Raw genomic sequence first — 4,704 nt, forward strand, 5'->3', positions numbered from 1 at the left:
CGGCCTGGCGCGCGACCTTGGCGTGCACGGCATTCGCGTCAACTGCATCATCCCCGGGGCAGTGCGCACGCCGCGCCAGATGCGCCTGTGGCACAGCCCGGAAGAAGAAGCCAAGATTCTCGCATCGCAATGCCTGCACACGCGCGTCGATCCGCATGACGTCGCGGCGCTGGCGCTGTTCCTGGCGTCCGACAGCGCGTCCAAATGCTCCGGTCGCGACTACTTCGTCGACGCGGGCTGGTACGGCGCATGAGCCCGGCCGCACCGACCTGCGTATGGCCGGTCGGCGCCGAACTGGGCGAAGGTCCGGTCTGGCATGCGGCGGCGCAGGCGTTCTGCTTCGTCGATATCAAAGGCCGCGCGATTCATCGCTGCAATGCCGAAGGCGGGCAGCGGGAAAGCTGGAGTACGCCGCGGCAGCCGGGTTTCGTGCTGCCCTGCGACGATGGAAATCTGCTGTGCGGCATGCAAGGCGGTCTGTACCGGTTCGATCCGAAGACGGGAAATTTCACGTTGCTGCAGGCGGTTGAAGAAGGCCTGCCGGGCAATCGCATCAACGACGGTTTCGCCGATCATCGCGGCCGCCTGTGGTTCGGCACCATGGATGACGCCGAGGAAAATGCCAGCGGCGCATTGTATTGCCGCGACCGCGGCATCCTGCGCGAACAGGACCGCAACTACATCATCACCAACGGCCCGGCAATGAGCCCGGACGGAAAAACGCTGTATCACACGGACACATTGCTGCGAACGGTATATGCTTTCGATGTCGACGCGGCGGGAAACCTGTCCGGCAAGCGCCCGTTCATCGTCATCGACGGCTCCGGCTATCCGGACGGCATGGCGGTGGACGCGGAAGGTTGCCTGTGGGTGGCCCTGTTCGGCGGGTGGCGCATCGAGCGCTTCCTGCCGTCGGGGGAACTGGCCGGCGTGCAGCCTTTCCCCTGCGCCAACATCACCAAGCTGGCCTTCGGCGGCGCTGACCTGCAGACCGTGCAGGTCACCACTGCATGGAAAGGCCTGTCGCCCGCCGAGCGCTTGCAGCAACCGCTCGCGGGCGGCTTGTTTTCGTTCCGCGCCGACACGCCGGGCCTGGCTCAACATTACATATCGACAGAGGTACAGAAGTGACAAATCAACATCAGACACCGCGCCGTTTCCGCTCCCAGGACTGGTTCGACAATCCGGACCACATCGACATGACGGCGTTGTATCTGGAACGTTTCATGAACTACGGCATCACCGCCGAAGAACTGCGCTCCGGCCGCCCCATCATCGGCATCGCCCAAAGCGGCAGCGACATCAGCCCCTGTAATCGCATCCACCTCGAACTGGCGCGCCGCGTGCGCGACGGCATCCGCGACGCCGGCGGCATCCCGATGGAATTTCCGCTGCATCCGATTTTTGAAAACTGCCGCCGTCCGACCGCGGCGATCGACCGCAACCTGTCGTATCTCGGCCTGGTGGAAATCCTGCACGGCTATCCGATCGACGCCGTCGTACTGACCACCGGTTGCGACAAGACCACGCCGGCGCAGATCATGGCCGCCTCCACCGTCGACATCCCGGCCATCGTGCTGTCGGGCGGTCCGATGCTGGACGGCTGGATGGACGGCGAACTGGTCGGCTCCGGCGCCGCCATCTGGAAGGGTCGTCGCCAGTTGTCCGCAGGACAGATCGACAATGAGAAATTCCTTGAGATCGCCGCCGCCTCGGCGCCCTCGTCGGGCCATTGCAACACCATGGGCACCGCTTCGACCATGAACGCCATGGCCGAAGCGCTCGGCATGTCGCTGACCGGCTGTTCGGCGATTCCCGCGCCGTACCGCGAGCGCGGACAGATGGCTTACGAAACCGGCCGCCGCATCGTCGGCATGGCGTATGAAGACTTGCGCCCCTCGGCGATCCTGACGCGCGACGCCTTCCTCGACGCCATCGTGGTCAACGCCGCCATCGGCGGCTCCACCAATGCCCAGCCGCACATCATGGCCATGGCGCGCCATGCGGGCGTGGAACTGCAGTCGGAAGACTGGATGAAGTACGGCTACGACGTGCCACTGCTGCTGAACATGCAGCCGGCCGGCAAGTACCTGGGCGAACGCTTCCACCGCGCCGGCGGCGTGCCGGCCATCATGTGGGAACTGCAGCAGGCCGGCAAGCTGCGCGCCGAGCGCATCACCGCTACCGGCAAGACCATGGCCGAGAACCTGCAGGGCCGGGCATCGAACGACCGGGAAATGATTTACCCATTTGCCGCCCCGCTGCGCGAGCGCGCCGGCTTCCTGGTGTTGAAGGGCAACCTGTTCGACTTCGCCATCATGAAGACCAGCGTGATTTCGGACAGCTTCCGCGCGCGCTACCTCAGCACGCCGGGCAGCGAAGGCATCTTCGAATGCACCGCCGCGGTGTTCGACGGTTCCGACGATTACCACGCGCGCATCAACGATCCGTCGCTCGGCATCGACGAGAACACGATCCTGGTGATCCGCGGCGCCGGTCCGGTCGGCTGGCCCGGTTCGGCCGAGGTGGTCAACATGCAACCGCCTGACGCGCTGCTGCGCCGTGGCATCACGACCCTGCCGACGCTCGGCGACGGTCGCCAGTCGGGTACCTCGGACAGTCCGTCGATCCTGAACGCCTCGCCCGAAAGCGCAGTCGGCGGCGGCCTGGCCTATCTGCATACCGGCGACAAGATCCGCATCGATCTCAACACCGGCCGTTGCGACATGCTGATCAGCGATGAAGAACTGACCCGGCGCAAGGCCGAGGGCATCCCGGCGGTACCGGCCAGCCAGACGCCGTGGCAAGAGATTTATCGCGACACCGTCGGCCAGCTTGAGACCGGTGCGGTCATGGAACTGGCGGTCAAGTACCAGGGCATCGCCAAGGTTCTGCCGCGTCACAATCACTGATACGCGTTGCTTGCGACGTAGTCTGCCGCCGCTTCGCCTCACTTAGTCCAAGCGCCCTTCCGGGCGCTTTTTCATTGTCGCTTTCCTCGTCAAAACGGCAAATTAGCCCCTCTTAGACGACTGGTCTAATTTTAGGCTATCATGAACCGTCGGCTTTATTTCAGCTGCCGTATTCATCAGCTGGCAAAACTCAGGAGACAGTGACTGCGCTGTCTTTTTTATTCGATTTTTCATTTTCCATTGAAGGATATTCATGACTTCCTTGTTCGACCCCCTCAAGCTCGGCGACATCTCGCTCGCCAATCGTTTCGTCATGGCGCCGCTGACACGCAGCCGCGCCGTTGATGGCTTCAAGCCCGGCCCGCTCACGGTCGAGTATTACCGCCAGCGCGCCACAGCCGGCCTGATCATTGCCGAAGCCACCCAGATCAGCCAGATGGGCCAGGGTTACATCAACACCCCCGGCATCTATTCAGCCGAGCAAGTGTCCGCGTGGCGTGAAGTCACCGGCGCCGTACATGCGGCCGGCGGTAAGATCGTGCTGCAGTTGTGGCATGTCGGCCGCATCTCGCACACTTCCTTCCTGCCCGGCGGCGTAGCGCCGGTGTCCTCAACCAACCGTGCCGCCAACGCCAAGACCTTCACCACCGAGGGTTACAGCGACGTGTCGCCGCCGCGCGCCTTGCGCGACGATGAACTGCCGGCGCTGGTCGAGGATTACCGCAAGGCCGCGCGCAACGCCATTGACGCCGGTTTTGACGGCGTTGAAGTGCATGCCGCGAACACTTACCTGCTGGAGCAATTCCTGCGCGACAGCGTCAACGATCGCAGCGGCCCTTACGGCGGCAGCATCGAGAACCGTGCGCGCCTGGTGCTCGAGGTCCTGCAAGCAGTCGCCAAGGAAGTCGGCGCAGGCCGCACCGGTATCCGCCTGAGCCCGATGACGACCTTCAACGACACGGCCATCGACAGCGATCCGCAAGCGCTCTACAACTATGTGGTGGAACAGATCGCATCGCTCGGCCTGGCTTACCTGCACGTGATCGAAGGCGAAACCGGCGGCGTGCGCGTGCCGGAAGGCGCACCGGTGAAGTTCGACTACGCCGCGCTGCGCAGCCGCTTCCCCGGCGCCTTCGTCGTCAACAACGGCTTCGACGGCGCTGAAGGGCAAGCCGTGGTGGAAGCCGGCAAGGCGGATGCCATCGCATTCGGCCGGCCGTTCATCGCCAACCCGGACCTGGTGCGTCGCGTGCGCGAATCCAAGCCGCTCAATCCGCTGCGCGCAGAGACTTTGTACGGCGGCGGCGCGGAAGGCTACACCGACTATCCGGCACTGACGGCATAGTCCTCGCAGTTTATATTTTGCAATGAATGGGCCCTCGACATCGTCGGGGGCCTTTTTATTCCTGCTCAATAACGAGAGGGATAGCGGATATGCAATACACGAAAAAGCTGCTTGCCAAATTATTGCTGACGTATCGCTTACAAAAATGCGAATCAAATTTTCAACATCTGCCGCAACCCTTTCAAACAAAGTAATTTTCTCGAAAAACAAAGGCAAGCAACCCTTCTCAGCACCGCGCAAACCCAGTGCCATAGCGTCTTTCCGTCCGCAGTAACAGCGCAAAAAAATGTCGCACCGCAAACGGAAAAATCCTATCCTCACTATAATTGCGCTGCAATTTTCATAACAATCCTTCCACCACAAGTATGAGGAGAACTTCTATGCGGCTCTTACTCCTGTTGCCGTTCATTGGTCTATTGTGGGTTCCGTTTTACAACGACGAATTGC

General features: G+C 62.3%; 4 protein-coding genes. All 4 read left to right on the plus strand.

What is annotated here, in order from left to right; translation table 11 throughout:
- Nucleotides 1-253: SDR family NAD(P)-dependent oxidoreductase (locus HLUSI_RS30760; RefSeq protein WP_040503921.1), on the plus strand; the 253-nt coding region annotated here is incomplete at its 5' end.
- Complete coding sequence (locus tag HLUSI_RS0125690; protein WP_016836652.1) at nt 250-1,131, plus strand: SMP-30/gluconolactonase/LRE family protein; 882 nt, start codon at nt 250-252, stop codon at nt 1,129-1,131. The genes HLUSI_RS30760 and HLUSI_RS0125690, both read left to right, overlap by 4 nt.
- Nucleotides 1,128-2,912, plus strand: coding sequence for an IlvD/Edd family dehydratase (locus HLUSI_RS0125695; protein WP_016836653.1), 1,785 nt, complete (start codon nt 1,128-1,130; stop codon nt 2,910-2,912). The genes HLUSI_RS0125690 and HLUSI_RS0125695 overlap by 4 nt, the downstream gene beginning before the upstream one ends.
- Nucleotides 2,913-3,165: 253 nt before the next feature.
- Nucleotides 3,166-4,257, plus strand: a complete 1,092-nt coding sequence (locus HLUSI_RS0125700) for an alkene reductase (RefSeq protein ID WP_016836654.1) — start codon at nt 3,166-3,168, stop codon at nt 4,255-4,257.
- Nucleotides 4,258-4,704 lie beyond the last annotated feature (447 nt).

Source organism: Herbaspirillum lusitanum P6-12, assembly GCF_000256565.1.
Lineage (GTDB): Bacteria > Pseudomonadota > Gammaproteobacteria > Burkholderiales > Burkholderiaceae_D > Herbaspirillum > Herbaspirillum lusitanum.

Coding starts and splice junctions, on each gene's coding strand:
- HLUSI_RS0125690 (WP_016836652.1), top strand. CDS start 250: ATGAGCCCGGCCGCACCGACCTGCGTATGGCCGGTCGGCGCCGAACTG.
- HLUSI_RS0125700 (WP_016836654.1), top strand. CDS start 3,166: ATGACTTCCTTGTTCGACCCCCTCAAGCTCGGCGACATCTCGCTCGCC.